14 protein-coding genes are annotated in these 17,367 nt (G+C 58.5%); 12 read left to right on the forward strand and 2 right to left on the reverse strand.

The genetic code is table 11. The annotated features are described in order from the left end of the window. Positions 1–57: 57 nt before the first annotated feature. Both ABI171_RS08725 and ABI171_RS08730 read left to right on the forward strand, forming a co-directional pair. Positions 58–1,152, forward strand: a complete 1,095-nt coding sequence (locus ABI171_RS08725; protein ID WP_348092181.1) for a porin — start codon at positions 58–60, stop codon at positions 1,150–1,152. Positions 1,153–1,228: 76 nt separating this feature from the next. After that, the gene (locus ABI171_RS08730) at positions 1,229–2,134 is read left to right on the forward strand and encodes an SMP-30/gluconolactonase/LRE family protein (RefSeq protein ID WP_348092182.1); all 906 of its coding nucleotides are present in this window, start codon (positions 1,229–1,231) and stop codon (positions 2,132–2,134) included. An 18-nt stretch (positions 2,135–2,152) separates the two neighbouring features. Here ABI171_RS08730 and ABI171_RS08735 read toward each other — a convergent pair whose 3' ends face one another. After that, positions 2,153–2,542 carry a hypothetical protein gene (locus ABI171_RS08735; RefSeq protein WP_348092183.1) on the reverse strand — a complete coding sequence of 130 codons (390 nt, stop codon included), beginning with the start codon at positions 2,540–2,542 and terminating at the stop codon, positions 2,153–2,155. A gap of 169 nt (positions 2,543–2,711) precedes the next feature. Continuing rightward, complete coding sequence (locus ABI171_RS08740; RefSeq protein ID WP_348092184.1) at positions 2,712–4,916, reverse strand: FUSC family membrane protein; 2,205 nt, start codon at positions 4,914–4,916, stop codon at positions 2,712–2,714. A 340-nt stretch (positions 4,917–5,256) separates the two neighbouring features. Here ABI171_RS08740 and kdpF point away from each other — a divergent pair, with 340 nt between their 5' ends. From kdpF to ABI171_RS08790, 10 genes are all read left to right on the forward strand, one after another. Beyond that, positions 5,257–5,346, forward strand: a complete 90-nt coding sequence (gene kdpF, locus ABI171_RS08745; protein ID WP_348092185.1) for a K(+)-transporting ATPase subunit F — start codon at positions 5,257–5,259, stop codon at positions 5,344–5,346. A gap of 1 nt (position 5,347) precedes the next feature. After that, positions 5,348–7,165 carry a potassium-transporting ATPase subunit KdpA gene (gene kdpA, locus ABI171_RS08750; protein WP_348092186.1) on the forward strand — a complete coding sequence of 606 codons (1,818 nt, stop codon included), beginning with the start codon at positions 5,348–5,350 and terminating at the stop codon, positions 7,163–7,165. Positions 7,166–7,246: 81 nt separating this feature from the next. Continuing rightward, complete coding sequence (gene kdpB, locus ABI171_RS08755; RefSeq protein WP_348092187.1) at positions 7,247–9,349, forward strand: potassium-transporting ATPase subunit KdpB; 2,103 nt, start codon at positions 7,247–7,249, stop codon at positions 9,347–9,349. A 15-nt stretch (positions 9,350–9,364) separates the two neighbouring features. Next, a complete protein-coding gene (kdpC, locus tag ABI171_RS08760; protein ID WP_348092188.1) occupies positions 9,365–10,033 on the forward strand; it encodes a potassium-transporting ATPase subunit KdpC in 669 nt (222 codons plus the stop codon). Positions 10,034–10,278: 245 nt separating this feature from the next. Then, positions 10,279–11,067: a TorF family putative porin gene (locus ABI171_RS08765; RefSeq protein WP_348092189.1), complete on the forward strand. Its 789-nt coding sequence runs from the start codon at positions 10,279–10,281 to the stop codon at positions 11,065–11,067. A gap of 169 nt (positions 11,068–11,236) precedes the next feature. Continuing rightward, positions 11,237–14,038 (forward strand): two-component system sensor histidine kinase KdpD, encoded by a 2,802-nt coding sequence (kdpD, locus tag ABI171_RS08770; protein ID WP_348092190.1) that lies wholly within the window; start codon positions 11,237–11,239, stop codon positions 14,036–14,038. Then, positions 14,035–14,736 carry a two-component system response regulator KdpE gene (gene kdpE / locus ABI171_RS08775; RefSeq protein WP_348092191.1) on the forward strand — a complete coding sequence of 234 codons (702 nt, stop codon included), beginning with the start codon at positions 14,035–14,037 and terminating at the stop codon, positions 14,734–14,736. Before kdpD ends, kdpE begins: the two co-directional genes overlap by 4 nt. 27 nt (positions 14,737–14,763) lie before the next feature. Further along, entirely contained in the window at positions 14,764–15,276 is a 513-nt protein-coding gene (locus ABI171_RS08780; protein ID WP_348092192.1) for a cupin domain-containing protein, read from the forward strand. A 44-nt stretch (positions 15,277–15,320) separates the two neighbouring features. Beyond that, positions 15,321–15,689, forward strand: coding sequence for a nuclear transport factor 2 family protein (locus tag ABI171_RS08785; protein WP_348092193.1), 369 nt, complete (start codon positions 15,321–15,323; stop codon positions 15,687–15,689). A 138-nt stretch (positions 15,690–15,827) separates the two neighbouring features. Then, positions 15,828–17,231 (forward strand): MFS transporter, encoded by a 1,404-nt coding sequence (locus ABI171_RS08790; protein WP_348092194.1) that lies wholly within the window; start codon positions 15,828–15,830, stop codon positions 17,229–17,231. Positions 17,232–17,367: the final 136 nt, after the last annotated feature.

Genomic DNA, 17,367 nt, shown 5'->3' on the forward strand with positions numbered 1-17,367 from the left:
GCCTCGATCCTGACGATCAGGGGTACACATAAGAAAATAAATTCAAGGAGACGTAACATGCTATTCGCTAACACCACAGGCGTGCCTCTCAAGGCGCTGGCTGCAACCGCAGCATTCGGTTTGCTCTGCCTTGGCGCCGCGCCGGCCCAGGCTCAAACCAATGTCACCATCTACGGCCGGGTCGACGCCGGCCTCGATTTCCAGAGCGGCGTCGCACTGAAGGATGCCAACGGCAATCCGACCGGCGCCACCGGCAGCAAGTTCGGCACCTCCGGCAATCAATGGGGCACCAGCATGATCGGCTTCAAGGGCACGGAAGACTTGGGCGGCGGGTTGGGCGCGTTCTTCCTGCTGGAATCCGGCTTCAATGCGCCGACCGGGCAGACCAATGGCAGCGCGCTGTTCAATCGCCGTTCCTATGTCGGCTTGAACGGCAGCGCCGGGTCGATCAAGTTCGGCAAGAACCTGTTCATCGTCAACGACGTCTGGTACCTCGATCCGACCGGCCAGCAATTCATCGGTACCGCCAATCTGGTCAAGGGCCGCAACTGGCCGGGCGCCAACAACGTGATCGAATACCAGACCCCGACCTGGAGCGGCTTTAACGCTACCGCGCAAACCAGCCTGGGCGAACAGGCCGGTTCGACCCGCAACGGCCGCAGCGACGGCATCTCGCTGGTCTACACAGTGGCCGGTTTGGAGCTGCGCGCGATCTATGACGTAATACGCGATGTCAACGGCAGGTACAGCGACGTGTACGCCGCGTCCAAGGACCTGATCGTGGGCGGCACATACACGGTAGATGCCCTGAAGCTGTTTGCGGCTTATGAAAATGTCTCGGCGCCGGATGCCGTCGCCGGCAGCCCGGACAAGATCCAGCATTACTGGATCGGCACCAACTATACGCTGACGCCGGCGCTGACCCTGATCGGCGGCGCCTTCCATGCCAAGCTCAGCAATGACGGCGGCAGCGGCAACCTGTTCATGCTGGGCGCCAACTACAACCTGTCCAAGCGTACTTTGCTGTACGCTAGCGTCGGCACCGTGCGCAACAAGGGCAATGCCGATTTCTCGGTCGAAATGAGCGGCGACAATCCTTTGCCGGGCCACAGCCAGAACGGCGGCTATGTGGGCGCCAGTCATTCTTTCTGATGCTTTGATTTAAACTGATGGGTAATACAATAACGAGGCCGAACGGCCTCGTTATTATTTTTTTCAAGGATGTGCAATGACAACTGCAGCGGCCACCGCAAGCCTGGTATTCGACGGTAAACATCAGTTGGGAGAAGGCGTGCTCTGGTGCCGGCGCACGCAATGCTTGCTGTGGACCGATATTCTCGGCGCTACGTTATGGCGTCATCATCCTGCCACCGCTACCACGCAGAGTTGGCCGATGCCGGAACGGTTGGGGACTTTTGCCCTGACGAATGACGATGACCGGCTATTACTGGGACTGGCCTCACAGCTTGCCTGGTTTGATTTTTCCAGCCACGTCGTCACGCCGATTTGCGCGGTCGAGGCCGAGTTGCCGCATACCCGGGTCAATGACGGCCGTTGCGACCGCGCCGGCCGCTTCGTCTTCGGCACCAAGAATGACGCTGCCGACATGGCCGCCTGCTCCTCGTTCTACCGGCTCAACACCGATCTGACGCTGGAGCGGCTGGCGCTGCCGCCGGTAGCGATCAGTAACAGCATCTGTTTTAGTCCCGACGGCAGCATCATGTATTACTGCGATACGCTCAGCAAAAAGATTGATTGCTGCGACTACAATACTGGCGCCGGCACGGTCGGCAATCTGCGCCTGTTCGCTGACTTGTCGGCACAGCCCGGCTATCCGGATGGCTCAGCCATCGATAGCGAAGGGTATCTTTGGAATGCCCAATGGGGCGGTCACCGGGTAGTGCGTTTTGCGCCCGACGGTAGCATCGAACGCATGGTCGGTGTACCGGTGGCGCAACCTAGCTGCGTCGCTTTCGGCGGCGAGAATCTGGATATCTTATATATCACTACCGCACGCGAATCGATGTCGGCGGCGGCTTTGCTGGCCGAACCCGCTGCAGGCGGCGTATTCAGCCATCAACTGGCGGACGTGCATGGCCTGCCGGAGGTCCGGTTTGGCGGCGTGCCTGGATAGCCGCCACCTGCATCACATCTACAGATAGCTGATGGTCATGATGACCGGGCTGAGCTCGGCCCGGGCCGCGGTTTTTTTGACACTCAAGCCCAATTGCGTATTTCCTTGCAGCGCCATGCGGTAGGCATTGGCTTCCTTGATGTCCAGCGCTTTGCCGTCGCGCGTCAAGGTAACAGTCGTGTTGGGCGAATTTGCGTTAGGTCCGACGCGCCGGAATGCCACATCGAAGGCGCTTCTGGTTTCGCAGCGGATGCTGATCTGGCCGCCATCGAAGCTGCCGGTGCTGCAAGGCGGTTCAACGATGGCGCCGACAAAATGAATGATTCCGCCGTTGGCGTTGGCCATGGCGCTGACAGATACTGACAGCAGGGCAGATGCGACTGCCAGTTTTAAAATAGTGATGTTCATTGTTACCCTTTCCAAGATTGTAAAACCCGCACATGCGTTTCCAGGTAGAAATAGTACTATATGGAAACTACAGGCGCCAGTATTTCACTGGTCTTGATCAGAGAAACAATTTGATTTTATTTTGACAAAAATCCTTTTTTCTGCGGGTGGTCCGCTTCTGGTGATGCCCTTAGACCGCCAGAATGCGTCCGATCGCGGCGCTGTTGACGGCAATCTTTTCACTATCCTGATACAGCAATTCCACCCGTTGTTGCAACGGATGCCAGGCCGGCCAGTTTTCCGGCTGGTCGGCCTCCTGCGGCGCTACCGTTATGGCGTCGGCATCAGGCGTTGCGCCAGCTGACGGGCCGGCTGCCGCACCAGGCGGGGGTAACGGCGAATCAGGGTCGAGCACATGTTCCGCCAGTCCCAATGTCATGCAAACGCGCGCGGTGGCGGCGTCGAGTTCAAGATTGACCGCGGCATGCGGCATGCCTTCGGCATTGCGCCGCAGCAGCATGCGCAGCGCGGCGATGTGCGCCATCACCAGGTAATTCTGGACGATGAACTGGTTCAGGTTTTCCACCGCGCGATGCTTGCTGACCGGCTCGTCGAGCATGCGCACCAGCGTCGACGCCAGTTCTGACATGTTGTCCAGAAAACGCTTGCGGGAGAGGCGGTAGATAAAGTCGTCCAGCGCCTTGCCTTGCATGAGCTTGTTGCTGGCGTCGAGAAAGCGCTGGTTGCTTTTCAAGACATTCTTGACCAGTTGCGGCAGCGTGCGGTATTCCCAGCTCGGCAGCACGAAACTGAAAGCGGTGGCGATCGCCGCGCCGATCAGCGTATCGATCAGCCGCTCGCCGATGACGTGGCCGCTGCTCGGAATCACCAGGTTGATTTGCAGCAGGATCTGCATGCTGGCTGCAATCGCGGTGTAGCGGTATTTGACATAGATGAAGGCCGGTGACGCTACCGTAGCCAGGAACAGTATCCCGAGCAGGGCTACCGGCTCGTGCACGAAACGCAGGATCAGCGCGGTCGCCACGCAACCGATCAAGGTGCCGATCAGACGGTCGCTGCGGCGTTGCTTGGTAAGGCTGAAGCTCGGTTTCAGGATGATCGCAATCGTCAGCACCACCCAGTAACCGTGGCCGGCATAGGGCAGGGCATCGGCCGCCAGCAAGCCGCAGGAAATCGCCAGCGCCGCGCGCACGGCGAAACGGAAAGTCGGCGACTGCCAGCGCAGGTTGGCCACCAGCACCCCCAACTGATACTTTTGCTGGGTCAGGAATGGCGTCATGTCTTTGCCCAGCAATACCGGCAACGGTCCCTGCACGCTTTGGGTGGCGTGGTGCAATTGCTGGATCATGTCGATCGCATCGACAATCTTGCCGTAGCTGGTGCGCAGGATATCCAGCGCTTCTTCTGATACCTTGCCCGCCAGGCTGTCTTGCTGCAGCTGCAGCAATTCGGCTTCGATCGAACGCATTTCCGCTTTGTAGCTGACGCTGGCGAACGAGGCGCGTTTGCGGGTGACGGCATAGGCAATCGATTCGATATCCTTGGCCGCCTTGTTGACCATGTCGCGCAGATAGGTCAGGACTTCGGCATCCGCCAGATGCTGGCGCAGGATGGCGTAGTCGGTATGGGTCGACAGGATGTGTTCATACAGGTCGAACATGCCGAAGTGGACTTGCACCAGGATCGCATCCTCCTGATTGCGCGGATCGCGCAGGATCAGGTCGCGCGATGCCTGCTGTTTCTCTGCCAGCACGATCTGCTGCCGCACCAGGATGTTGAACTGGCTGTTGAGGTCGACATGCATGTCGTAGAAGTCGGCCTTGATATTGATATAGCGCGCCAGCTCGAACAGCGCTTCGGCCAGCACCTGCTGCTTGATGCGGCTGCGCAGGAACCACGACACCACCATCGAATAAGCCAGATAGGCCAGGCCGCCGGCGAGGAACAAGCCGGTATGGAAAAACGACTGTTCCACATTGGTGGCGTTTTCCATCGACAAGGTCATCACGAACAAGGCGGAAAACTGCAAGGGCATGGCTTTTTTGCCATACACCACCATCATGCAGGCGAGGAAGGTGACGATCACCAGCATGATGCTGAGCAGCCAGTGGAACGGCGCGCACAGGCTGATGATCAGCGTCACCACGGTACACAGCAGCACGCTGGACAGCATCTCGTTGAATTTATGGCGCAGGGTGCTTGGCAAATCCATCAGGCTGGTCGACAGGGCGCCGATACAGACCGTCATCGCAGTGGGCAGGTCGCTGAACTGGAGCACCAGCATGGTTAGCCCCACCACGCCGGTGGCGATGCGCAAGCCCGTATAGAAATAGTGACTGAATATAAAGGTGCGCAGGTCTAGGGCGTAGTGCATGTGGGAGTTTTTGCGATAGCTGCCGAGGCTGAAAGTGTACCGCGTTTGCCAGGAAAATTTGAGATGAATGTGGCAAAAAAAACATGAAATGAATTTGCGGTTCGCGTGAACGGGATTCCCTCAGGTTTTTTACGGCTTTTTTACACTTTGTTTACACCCCTGTCCCGTCTCTTTACGACATTTTTAGGAACTTTTCTATAGCCTGTCATTACCGAAACTAACCTGTAATGAGGGTAATGATGGACCTGGTAATGGATGGAATGTATGTCGGTGCGATCGTGGCGATGTTTGTCGTCACCTGGGCGCTGGCTGTGGGCTGCAAAAAGCTGGAGGATGGTCAATGAACCCGTTTTATGTACTCGGCGCGATAGTCACCGTCGCGCTGCTGGTGTATCTGGTCGTGGCGCTGATCAAAGCGGAGGAATTCTGACATGACCTCCCAATCCATCATGTTGTTGATCGCTTTCCTGGGGGTGCTGCTGGTCTTGAGCTACCCGCTAGGGAAGTTTATCGTGCAGGTCGCCGCAGGCTCCTCCGATCATGCTCCGGTCACCGGTTTCGGCTGGTTCAGCCGGGTCGAACAATGGCTGTACCGCTGTGCCGGCATCCGTGCCAAGTCGGAAATGAACTGGAAGACTTATGCGCTGGCCCTGCTGATATTCAATACCATCGGCGCGCTGGCGACGTATGGCTTGCAGCGCTTTCAGCTTTGGCTGCCGCTGAACCCGCAGCACTTTGCTAATCTTAGCCCTGATTCTGCCCTCAACACAGCTGTCAGTTTTATCAGTAACACCAACTGGCAGGGGTATTCGGGCGAAAGCGCGATGAGCTACCTGACCCAGATGCTGGTGCTGGCGGTGCAGAACTTCTTCTCTGCAGCTACCGGTATCGCGGTTGCCTTTGCCTTGATCCGCGGTTTCTCGCGTCATTCGGCACAGTCGATCGGTAACTTCTGGACTGACATTACCCGGACTACCGTGTACTTGTTATTGCCGCTGGCAGTAATTTTCTCGGTATTCCTGATCAGCCAGGGCGTGATCCAGAACTTTGATTCCTACAAGGATGCGACCATCGTCCAGCCGTTGACTTACCAGCAGCCGAAAGTCGGTGCTGACGGTCAGCCGGTCAACGATGCAGCCGGCAAGCCGGTGCTGGAAACCATGAACACCAAGGTGCAGACCCTGCCTATGGGGCCGGTGGCGTCGCAGGAAGCGATCAAGATGATCGGCACCAACGGCGGCGGATTCTTCAACGCCAACTCGGCTCACCCTTATGAAAATCCGACGCCCTTGTCGAATTTCATGCAAATGCTGGCGATTTTCCTGATCCCGGCGGCGTTGTGCTTCACCTTCGGCTTCATGGTGGGAGATATCCGCCAAGGCTGGGCGGTGCTGGCGGCAATGACGCTCATCTTCGTCGTCATGACCGCGGTAGTAATGTATGCCGAGCAGCAGTCACATCCCGGCCTGACAGCGCTGGGCATCGACCAGACGCATAGCTTGCTGCAATCCGGCGGCAATATGGAAGGCAAGGAAACCCGCTTCGGCATCAGCGCTTCAGCTCTGTTTGCAGCGATTACCACCGCAGCTTCATGCGGCGCAGTGAACGCCATGCACGATTCGTTCACCGCACTTGGCGGCCTGGTGCCGATGGCCCTGATCCAGATGGGCGAAGTGGTGTTCGGCGGCGTCGGTTCCGGCCTGTACGGTATGCTGGTGTTCGCCATCATGGCAGTGTTTATCGCCGGCCTGATGATCGGCCGCACACCGGAATACCTGGGCAAGAAGATCCAGTCGTTTGAAATGAAAATGACGTCAATTGCAATCCTGGCGACACCGATCCTGGTGTTGGGCGGTACGGCAATCGCAGTCATGGCGACTGCCGGCGTGGCGGGTATCTTGAATCCCGGTGCGCATGGTTTCAGTGAAATCCTGTACGCCTTCTCGTCGGCCGCCAACAACAACGGCAGCGCCTTCGGCGGCCTGTCAGCCAACACGCCGTTCTATAACGTGATGCTGGCGATTGCGATGTGGTTCGGACGTTTCATCATCATCGTCACGATCCTGGCGATGGCTGGTTCGTTCGCCGCCAAGAAGCGGCTGGAGCCGAACTCCGGCACGATGCCGACCCATGGTCCGCTGTTCATCGTGCTGCTGATCGGTGTGGTGGTGCTGGTAGGTGTACTGAACTACGTACCGGCCCTGGCGCTTGGTCCGGTGGTTGAGCATCTGCAAATGTTTGCAAAATAAAATCATTGCGGGACAGAGTTTAAGAGCCACCGCAGCGTGGCGAATGACTCTGTCCCCAACCAATCAAGAAGAAAGAACATCATGTCTCGCACCAATCTGACGCTCTTCGATTCCGCGCTGATGGGCCCGGCCATCGTCGCATCGTTCAAAAAACTGGCGCCGCAAACGCAATTGCGCAACCCGGTCATGTTCGTGGTTTATGTCGGCAGTATCCTGACCACGCTTTTATATTTCCAAGCCCTGATCGGCAAGGGCGAGGCCAGTGCCGGCTTCATCCTGGCGATCTCGGTCTGGCTCTGGTTCACGGTCTTGTTCGCCAATTTTGCCGAAGCGCTGGCGGAAGGCCGCAGCAAGGCGCAAGCCGAATCGCTGCGCGCGCTGAAGCAAACCGTTTCGGCTAAAAAGCTGGAAGCCGGCAGCTGGTCCAAGGGTCAGCCGAAGGGGCAACTCAACCCGTGGTCGGCAACGCCGGCCAGCACCCTGCGCAAGGGCGACATCGTGCTGGTGGAAGCCGGCGACGTCATTCCGGTCGACGGTGAAGTCATCGAAGGCGTGGCCTCGGTCGACGAAAGCGCGATCACGGGTGAATCTGCGCCTGTGATCCGTGAATCCGGCGGCGACTTCTCTGCTGTCACCGGCGGCACCCGGATCTTGTCCGACTGGCTGGTGGTGCGGGTGACCGTCAATCCGGGCGAAGCCTTCCTGGACCGCATGATTTCGATGGTGGAAAGCGCCAAGCGCCAAAAGACACCTAACGAAATCGCCCTGACCATCTTGCTGGTGGCGCTGACGATCGTGTTCCTGCTGGTGACGGTCACCTTGCTGCCATTCTCCTTGTTCAGCGTGACTGCGGCCAAGTTTGGCACGCCGATCACCATCACCGTACTGGTGGCCTTGCTGGTCTGCCTGATTCCGACCACCATCGGCGCTTTGCTCTCCGCCATCGGCGTGGCCGGCATGAGCCGCATGATGCAAGCCAATGTGATCGCCACTTCCGGCCGTGCAGTGGAAGCCGCCGGCGACGTCGACGTGCTGTTGCTGGACAAGACCGGCACGATCACGCTGGGTAACCGTCAAGCGTCGGCATTCATTCCGGCGCCGGGCATCACCGAGCAGCAGCTGGCCGATGTCGCCCAGCTGGCGTCGCTGGCCGACGAAACGCCGGAAGGCCGCAGCATCGTAGTACTCGCCAAGCAGCGCTTCAACATCCGTGAACGCGAGATGGCTTCGCTGCAAGCCAGTTTCGTACCGTTCACCGCCCAGACGCGGATGAGTGGTATCGATATCGGCGACGCCGGCAAAATCCGGGTAATCCGCAAGGGTTCGTCTGAAGCCTTGAAGAACTACATGACCGAACTGGGCCAGCCGTTCCCGATGGAAGTCGCTCACAACGTCGACGACGTCGCCCGCCGCGGCAGCACGCCGCTGGTAGTGGTGGATGACGGCGTGGTGATGGGCGTGGTCGAGCTGAAGGATATCGTCAAGGGCGGCATCAAGGAACGTTTCGCCGAGCTGCGCAGGATGGGTATCAAGACCGTCATGATCACCGGCGACAATCGCCTGACCGCGGCTTCGATCGCAGCCGAAGCCGGGGTCGATGACTTCCTGGCGGAAGCGACGCCGGAAGACAAGCTGAAACTGATCCGTAGCTATCAGTCCGAAGGTCGGCTGGTCGCGATGACCGGCGACGGCACCAACGACGCACCGGCGCTGGCGCAGGCTGACGTGGCGGTGGCCATGAACAGCGGCACGCAGGCGGCGAAGGAAGCCGGCAACATGGTCGACCTGGATTCCAATCCGACCAAGCTGCTGGAGATCGTCGAGATCGGCAAGCAGATGCTGATGACGCGCGGCGCTTTGTCGACCTTCTCGATCGCCAACGACATCGCCAAGTATTTCGCGATCATTCCGGCGGCCTTCATCACGACCTATCCGCAGTTGGCGGCATTGAATGTGATGAAGCTGGCCAGTCCGTCATCGGCGATCATGTCCGCAGTCATTTTTAACGCGCTGATCATCGTGGTCTTGATCCCGCTGGCATTGAAGGGCGTGCGTTACCGCGCAGTCGGCGCTGCTTCGCTGTTGCGTCGCAACCTGCTGATCTACGGCCTGGGCGGCATCATCTTGCCCTTTATCGGTATCAAGCTCATCGACATGATCCTGTCGGTCATGCATCTGGTGTAATTGGGAGTATTTGAAATGAAATCCGCATTGTCATCAACAAAATCGGCAACATCGACAACACTGCCGCCGGCAAAACTGGCGGTCATTTCCAAAGTGTCATCGCCAGGCATACTGCGCCCGGCGCTGGTGCTGTTCGTCGGACTGACCGTCCTCTGTGGCGTGATCTACCCGCTGGCTGTCACAGGCATCGGCAAGGTGGTGTTTCCCGACCAGGCCGCCGGCAGCCTGATCATGCACAACGGCACCTTGATCGGTTCGCGCCTGATCGGCCAGGAGTTCTTCGCACCGAACTACTTCTGGGGCCGCTTGTCGGCGACCAGCCCGCAGCCCTACAATTCCCAGGCTTCAGGCGGTTCGAATTTCGGTCCGAGCAATCCGGCCTTGATCGACGCCGTCAAGGGCCGGGTCGACGCCCTCAAAGCGGCAGATCCGACCAACACGCTACCGATCCCGGTCGATCTGGTGACGGCTTCCGGCAGTGGCCTCGATCCGGAAATCAGCCTGGCCGCCGCCAATTACCAGGCCGGGCGGGTCGCACGCGAGCGCAAACTCAGCGTCGATACCGTGCACAGCCTGATCGCCGGCTTGCAAAAGACGCCTAGCCTGGGCTTCCTGGGCGAGCCGCGCGTCAATGTCATGGCTTTGAATCTTGCACTGGACCGGCAACAGCCGGGTGCAAACTAAGTTCTCCCCCATTTCAACTTAGAGCGATATCTGCTGGCAGGACTGACCGTACAACGAACGGTCAGCTTTGCTACGCCTGTATCTCTCTGGTAGGACTTACGCAAAACTGCCCCAGCGGCGTTACTCCTCCTAGCCGTACGCCGTACTGTCTTCGTCGTCGTGCCTTGCTGGGACAGTTTTGCGTAAGTCCTGTTTAGTTTGAAATACATAACCGCAACACACCCTTTGTTTTACTTGGAAATTTCATGAAGAAAATACTCTATTTTGCTGGTTTGATGACTGTTATTGGCGTTACCGCTTTGGCTGCGAACTGTTCGCAGGCGCAAGAGGCTACGACTGCCGATGCCGCAGCTGCCGCTCCAGCGGCTGCGCCAACGCCTGACAACTCGCTGACGTTCAACGCCAGTCTGGTGTCCGACTACCGCTTCCGCGGTATTTCGCAAACACGTCTGAAACCGGCATTGCAGGGCGGCGCCGACTACAGCAACAATCCGACCGGCATCTATGTCGGCACCTGGCTGTCAAACTTGAAATGGGTCAAGGATAGCGGTGGCGACGGCAATATCGAGTGGGATATCTATGCCGGTAAAAAAGGGAATTTCACGCAAGACCTGAGCTACGATTTCGGCGTGCTGACTTATGTTTATCCATCGAACGACTTGCATCCGAATGCAGACACCACCGAACTCTATGGCCAGCTCGGTTACGGTCCTGCTTATATCAAGTACTCGCAATCGGTAACCAACCTGTTCGGCGCCGCTAACAGCAAGAACAGCGGCTACCTGGATATCGGCGCCAATATCGATGTCACCAATGGCTACACGGTGAATTTGCACGCCGGTCACCAGACCGTCAAAGACAACTCGGCTCTCAGCTATAACGACTGGAAATTCGGCCTGACCAAGGATTTCGGTTTCCTGTCCGGCAGCGTTGCGGTGATCGGCACCGACACCAACAACTATGTCGGACCATCGCCTGACCGTAAAAACCTGGGTAAAACCGCGCTGGTAGTGTCTGCGACGAAGACCTTCTAAAAGGCAGCCCTGGTGGAGTTCTTTGTTTCGCCATGAAAAGCATGAGATGCACGAACATGCACGGAAAAGCACAATGGTGATTTTTTCGTGCTGTTCGTGTTTTTCGTGGACAATATATAAATACAGGTGATTTTTTATCGCAGCCTCAACCAACCCTCAAAATACGCTCATGTCTTCACCCAATTCAAACGGCGACTTGCGGCCTGATCCGGATGCGTTGCTGGCCCAGCTGCAGGTGCAGGAGAGCCTGGCCGGTCGCGGCAAGCTGCGCATTTATTTCGGCGCGTCAGCAGGTGTGGGCAAAACCTATGCCATGCTTAGCGCCGCGCATAAATTGCATAGCGAGGGACGCGAGGTATTGGCCGGGGTGATCGAGAGCCACGGCCGGGCGGAAACCGCGGCCTTGCTGAACGGGTTGGAACTGCTGCCATTGAAGCAGGTCGAGTACCGTGACAAACAGTTGCCGGAATTCGACCTGGACGCGGCGTTGCGACGCAAGCCGTCGCTGATACTGGTGGACGAGCTGGCGCATTCGAATGCATCAGGCTCGCGCCATCCTAAACGCTGGCAAGACGTCGAAGAATTGCTGAACGCCGGCATCGATGTCTTCACCACGCTGAATGTCCAGCATCTGGAAAGTCTGAACGATGTGGTGGGTGGCATCACCGGCATCCGGGTCGCGGAAACCTTGCCGGATACCGTGTTCGATGCGGCCGACGAAGTGGTGCTGGTGGATTTGCCGGCCGATGAGTTGCTGAATCGCCTGAAGCTGGGCAAGGTCTACAAGCTGCCGCAGGCTGAACGCGCCTCGCGCAATTTTTTCCGCAAAGGCAATCTGATTGCGCTGCGCGAGCTGGCCTTGCGCCGCACAGCTGACCGCTTGCAGGGCGATGTCCAGGCCTATCGCATAGAAAAATCGATCGGCGCGGTGTGGCAAACCGATGCCGCGCTGCTGGCCTGCGTCGGCCCGTCGCCAAGCGCGGAGCACGTCATCCGCAGCACCGCGCGGCTGGCGACCCAGCTGAACGCCGAATGGCATGCGATCTATGTCGAGACGCCGAAATTGCAGCGCCTGTCTTCAGCCCAGCGTGAGCGCATCCTGAAGACGCTCAAGCTGGCGCAGGATCTGGGGGCAACCACGGCGGTATTGGCCGGTAACGACGTTGCCGAGGTAATGGCCGGCTATGCGCGCAGCCACAATTTTTCCAAGATCATCATCGGCCGCAGCCAGCGCCAGTTTTTCTGGCAGCAGAATCACGCCGCCCGTATCGCGGCGCAGGCCAACGATATCGACCTGATCGAAATCGGCGTGCCGCCGCCAAGCACCTGGGCCAAGGAAGAGGATGCCGCAGGCAGGAACTTGCCGCGTTACTTGCCCATGCAAAGCCGGATCGAATGGTGGGGCTACGGCTGGGCGCTCGGCGTCTGTGTATTGGTGACCTTGCTGGCGACGCCGATCTTGCCGTTTTTCGACCTTGCCAACATTGTCATGCTGTACCTGCTGGCGGAGGTGTTGATTGCCATCCGCTTTGGCAGGGGACCGGCGATTTTCGTGGCGCTGCTGAGCATCGCCTCTTTCGATTTCTTTTTCGTGCCGCCGCGGTTTTCCTTCGCGGTCAGCGATTTCCAATATTTGCTGACTTTCGGCGTGATGCTGGCGGTGGGTTTGACGATTACCCATTTAACTACCGGCCTGCGCTACCAGGCGCGGATCGCCTCCGACCGCGAAGCGCGTTCGCGCGCGTTGTTTGAATTCGCCCGCGCCTTGTCCGGGGTCTTGCAAACCGAGCAGATATTCGAGATCAGCCGGCAATTCCTGCAACGCAGTTTCCAGGCCAAGACTTTGTTGTTGATTCCGGATGATGCGGGCCGCCTGCAATTGCCGCCGGTGATACCGGAGGATGTCACCAATGTGGCGGCGACGCTGGACATGGGCATCGCCCAATGGGCCTTCGATAACGCCAGCAGTGCAGGCATCGGCACCGACACACTGCCGGCCAGCAATTATCTGTATCTGCCGCTGGTGGCGCCGATGCGCACGCGCGGTGTGCTGGCGATCTTGCCGCACAGCCGGCGCTGGATCCTGATCCCGGAACAGCAGCAACAGCTGTACACCTTCGCTACATTGACCGCGATTGCGCTGGAGCGTGTGCACTATGTTGAAGTGGCGCAAGACGCCCTGGTGCGGATGGAATCGGAACGCTTGCGTAATTCCTTGCTGTCGGCGTTGTCGCACGATCTGCGCACACCGCTGACTGCCTTGATCGGCTTGTCCGAATCACTGGTGCTGTCGAAGCCGCCGTTGCAGGAAAACCAGCAATTGCTGGCGAGTGCGCTGCATAGCGAAATGCTGCGCATGAGCGCACTGGTCACCAACCTGTTGGATATGGCACGGATCCAGAGTGGCGATGTCAAGCTGAATTTGCAGTGGCAGCCGTTTGAAGAAGTAGTCGGCAGCGCATTGCGCGCCAGCGGTTCGGCGTTAGTGGGACATCAGATAGAAATCAAGGTGGCGCACGAGTTGCCGCTGATCCGTTTCGATGCGGTATTGATTGAGCGCGTGCTGTCCAATCTGCTCGAAAATGCCGCCAAATACACGCCGACCGGTTCGCATATCGTACTGGCGGCGGTGGTCAACGGCCGTTTCCTGTCTGTCACTGTCGCCGATGACGGTCCCGGACTGCCGACCGGTATGGAAGACGCCATATTCGAGAAGTTCACGCGCGGCGAACGGGAATCGGCCAAGCCCGGCGTCGGCCTGGGTCTGGCGATCTGCCGCGCGATTGTGGAAGCCCATGGCGGCACCATCCGCGCCCGTAGCGGCGCCGTCAGCACCAGCAGCGGCGCCGAATTCATTTTCACCATTCCACTTGGAACGCCGCCCAGCATGCCCGACCTGGAAGAGCATGAGCTCAGGATGCATGCAACCGGTGAGCACGCCGGCGGTCCCGGCAACACGGAGAAAGCATGACAATACAACCGACCCCCATAGCACTGTTAGTTGAAGACGAACCGCAGATCCGCCGCTTTGTGCGCGCGGCGCTGGAGGATGAGGGCTGGCAGATTTTTGAAGCTCCCACCATGCAGCGCGGGCTGATCGATTGCGGCACCCGCAAGCCGAATCTGGTGATTCTCGACCTCGGCTTGCCGGATGGCGACGGCGTCGATTTCATCCTGGATGTGAGGAAATGGTCGCGCGTGCCTATCATCGTGCTGTCGGCACGGGTCAATGAAGCCGACAAGATCAAGGCGCTGGACGCCGGCGCCGACGATTACCTGAGCAAACCGTTCGGCGTCGGCGAATTGCTGGCGCGGGTGCGCGCCACGTTGCGCCGCCAGCACCAGCCGCTGGCCGGCGACGATGGATTGATCCGTTTCGGCGACGTCACGCTGGATTTGCAGGCAAGGCTGGTCACCAAGGCGCAGCAGCAAGTGCATCTGACGCCGACCGAGTACCGCTTGCTGACGGTGCTGGTGGCGAATGCGGGCAGGGTGGTGACCAATCCGCAATTGCTGAAAGAAGTCTGGGGACCGTCGCATTCCGAGAGCGGTCACTACCTGCGGATTTATATGGGACACTTGCGGCAGAAGCTGGAAGACGATCCGGCGCAGCCCAAGCATTTGCTGACGGAGACTGCGGTGGGGTATCGGATTCTGCTTTCCCAATAAAACCCAGTCAGGCTAGCGGAGGCGAAAATGACACGACCGGAATGTGTAAAGAACTGGCAAGAAATTCGTGGCGCGGACGATTCGCATTATCCGGACAGCACCGAGCTGATGTCGATCGGCTCCCCGTTTGGCAAAACCTTCGGCTTGCAGCGGATCGGGATTCATCATGAGCTGTTACCGCCAGGACGGCGCACTTCCTGGCCGCATGCCGAGAAGACGGAAGAGGAATTCGTCTACGTCATCGAAGGTACGCCTGATGTCTGGCTGGATGGCTATCTGCACCGATTGGCGCCGGGTGACGGCGTCGGTTTCGCCACTGGCACCGGATTGGCGCATACCTTTATCAACAACACCGGTAGCGACGTCCGGCTGCTGGTGGTGGGCGAATGCTTTCGCGCCGATAACCAGGTTATCTATCCTTTGCATTCCAAGCGCAATGCCGAGATCGGTGCGCAATATTGGAACGATGCGCCGCAAGATCCGCTCGGTCCCCATGATGGTTTACCCGACAAATTGCGGCGCTCAAACGGTCCTTTCTGAATTGTGTATAGTTCTCGAACCACACACCATCACAGGATCATTTCATGCCAAATCGAGAACGTGTAGAGAGTTTCATAGAACTGGTTGTGCAAGGGAAGTACGTGGAGGCGATCGAGGCGTTTTATACCGAAGACGCCTCCATGCAGGAAAACCAGGAGCCGCCGCGCAAAGACATCCGCCTGCTGGTGGCGGGAGAAGAAAAAGCGCTCGCCAGCGTCAAGGAAATCCGCACGCTGGCGGTCAAGTCTTTCCTGATCGACGGCGACCGGGTTGCGATCAACTGGCTGTTCCAGATTACCGTGCCGGATGGCCGCAGTTTCCAGCAAGATGAGATTGCTTACCAGGTCTGGCGCGGCGACAGGATCGCCGAAGAACAGTTTTACTACGATCCCGGTCAGCGCAAACCAGTCTGATACGACCGTATGCGCCGTTCTGTTTAACCGAGCGTGATGTCATAGTCCAACCGGTTTTTGCAAATAGGTGTAAACTATCCCCAGACAGATGCATCACTGCTTGCATCTGTCTTTTTGTTTACCCTACGGTTATCGGCAGTGCAACGTACTCTTCTCATCCCGCTGATTGTTGCTTGTGCGCTGTTCATGGAAAACATGGACGCGACGGTGATTGCTACCTCCTTGCCAGTGCTGGCGCGCGACCTCGGACAAGATCCGCTTACCCTGAAACTTGCGCTGACCTCGTATGTGGTCGGCCTTGGCGTGTTCATTCCGATCAGCGGCTGGGTCGCCGACCGCTTCGGCGCCCGCACCGTGTTCCGCGCGGCGATCCTGGTATTCCTTTGCGGTTCCTTGATGTGCGCTGCCTCCAGTTCGCTGGCGGCATTTGTCGCCGCACGCTTCCTGCAAGGCATAGGCGGCGCCATGATGGTGCCGGTCGGCCGTATCGTGATTTTCCGCGCCGTGCCGCGCACCGAGCTGGTCAAGGCCATCAGCTACCTGACGATCCCGTCGCAGCTGGGGCCGGTGATCGGACCGCCGCTGGGCGGCTTCATCACTACCTATTTCCATTGGCGCTGGATTTTCCTGATCAATGTGCCGATCAGCATTCTCGGCATGTACCTCGCCAGCAAATACATAGAGAACTACCGCTCTGACGATTTACAGCCGCTCGACATGAAGGGTTTTGTGTTGTCTGCGGTCGGCAGTACCTTGCTGATGTTGGGCTTGTCCATGATCGACGGCGAGTTGCTGGCGTCCGAATGGGCGTTCGGCATGTGCGCGCTGGGCGGTCTGACTTTGTATATGTATCTGCGGCACGCCCGGCGTGAACCGTTTCCGCTGCTCGACCTGCGTCTGCTACGGATAGCGACTTTCCGCGCCAGCGTGCTGGGCGGTTCCCTGTTTCGCATCGGTCTGGGTGCTGTGCCGTTCCTGTTGCCGCTGGCGTTGCAAGTCGGCTTCGGCATGAATGCATTCCATGCCGGGACCATCACCTGCGCCTCGGCCTTTGGCGCGATCTTCATGAAAGCCATCGGCACCTCGGTGCTGCGCCGTTACGGCTTCCGCTCGGTATTGATCTGGAATGCGGTGCTGGCCGGCCTGGCGCTGGCCTCCTACGGCTTGTTCACGCCAACCACGCCTTACCTGGTGATGATGGCGGTGGTGCTGCTAGGCGGCTTCTTCCCGTCGATGCAATTTACCTGCCTCAACACCATGGCCTATGCCGACCTGGCTAGCGCCGACGTCAGCCGCGCCACCAGCCTGGCCAGCGTAGTGCAGCAGATTTCATTGGGATTGGGAGTGACTATCGGCGGTCTGGCGGTGCATTTCTCCAGCCGCCTGCAAGGCCACTCGACGATTGTGGCCGGCGATTTCTGGCCGGCCTTCATTGTCATCGGCCTGTTCTCGATAGCGTCGATTCCTGTGACACGGCGCTTACCATTGAATGCCGGCGCTGTTTTGACCGGACACAAACCGGCACAAATGCAGGCCAGCTGATATCAAATTTCCTGATTAGTTACGTACCTCAGATTGACCGTGAAAAGCGGTCATTTGCTGATAAAGCGTCATCCCCGCGAACGCGGGGATCCAACTTAAGTACTTGATTCAACATGGATTCCCGCGTTCGCGGGAA

It is taken from the genome of Collimonas sp. (assembly GCF_039923675.1).
Lineage (GTDB): Bacteria > Pseudomonadota > Gammaproteobacteria > Burkholderiales > Burkholderiaceae_D > Collimonas.

Bases quoted from the DNA above. Each gene is read 5' to 3' on its own strand.
- ABI171_RS08725 (WP_348092181.1), top strand. From the start codon at position 58: ATGCTATTCGCTAACACCACAGGCGTGCCTCTCAAGGCGCTGGCTGCA.
- ABI171_RS08740 (WP_348092184.1), bottom strand. From the start codon at position 4,916: ATGCACTACGCCCTAGACCTGCGCACCTTTATATTCAGTCACTATTTC.
- ABI171_RS08780 (WP_348092192.1), top strand. From the start codon at position 14,764: ATGACACGACCGGAATGTGTAAAGAACTGGCAAGAAATTCGTGGCGCG.
- kdpE (WP_348092191.1), top strand. From the start codon at position 14,035: ATGACAATACAACCGACCCCCATAGCACTGTTAGTTGAAGACGAACCG.
- kdpA (WP_348092186.1), top strand. From the start codon at position 5,348: ATGACCTCCCAATCCATCATGTTGTTGATCGCTTTCCTGGGGGTGCTG.
- kdpD (WP_348092190.1), top strand. From the start codon at position 11,237: ATGTCTTCACCCAATTCAAACGGCGACTTGCGGCCTGATCCGGATGCG.
- ABI171_RS08730 (WP_348092182.1), top strand. From the start codon at position 1,229: ATGACAACTGCAGCGGCCACCGCAAGCCTGGTATTCGACGGTAAACAT.
- ABI171_RS08785 (WP_348092193.1), top strand. From the start codon at position 15,321: ATGCCAAATCGAGAACGTGTAGAGAGTTTCATAGAACTGGTTGTGCAA.
- ABI171_RS08735 (WP_348092183.1), bottom strand. From the start codon at position 2,542: ATGAACATCACTATTTTAAAACTGGCAGTCGCATCTGCCCTGCTGTCA.
- ABI171_RS08765 (WP_348092189.1), top strand. From the start codon at position 10,279: ATGAAGAAAATACTCTATTTTGCTGGTTTGATGACTGTTATTGGCGTT.
- kdpC (WP_348092188.1), top strand. From the start codon at position 9,365: ATGAAATCCGCATTGTCATCAACAAAATCGGCAACATCGACAACACTG.
- kdpF (WP_348092185.1), top strand. From the start codon at position 5,257: ATGAACCCGTTTTATGTACTCGGCGCGATAGTCACCGTCGCGCTGCTG.
- kdpB (WP_348092187.1), top strand. From the start codon at position 7,247: ATGTCTCGCACCAATCTGACGCTCTTCGATTCCGCGCTGATGGGCCCG.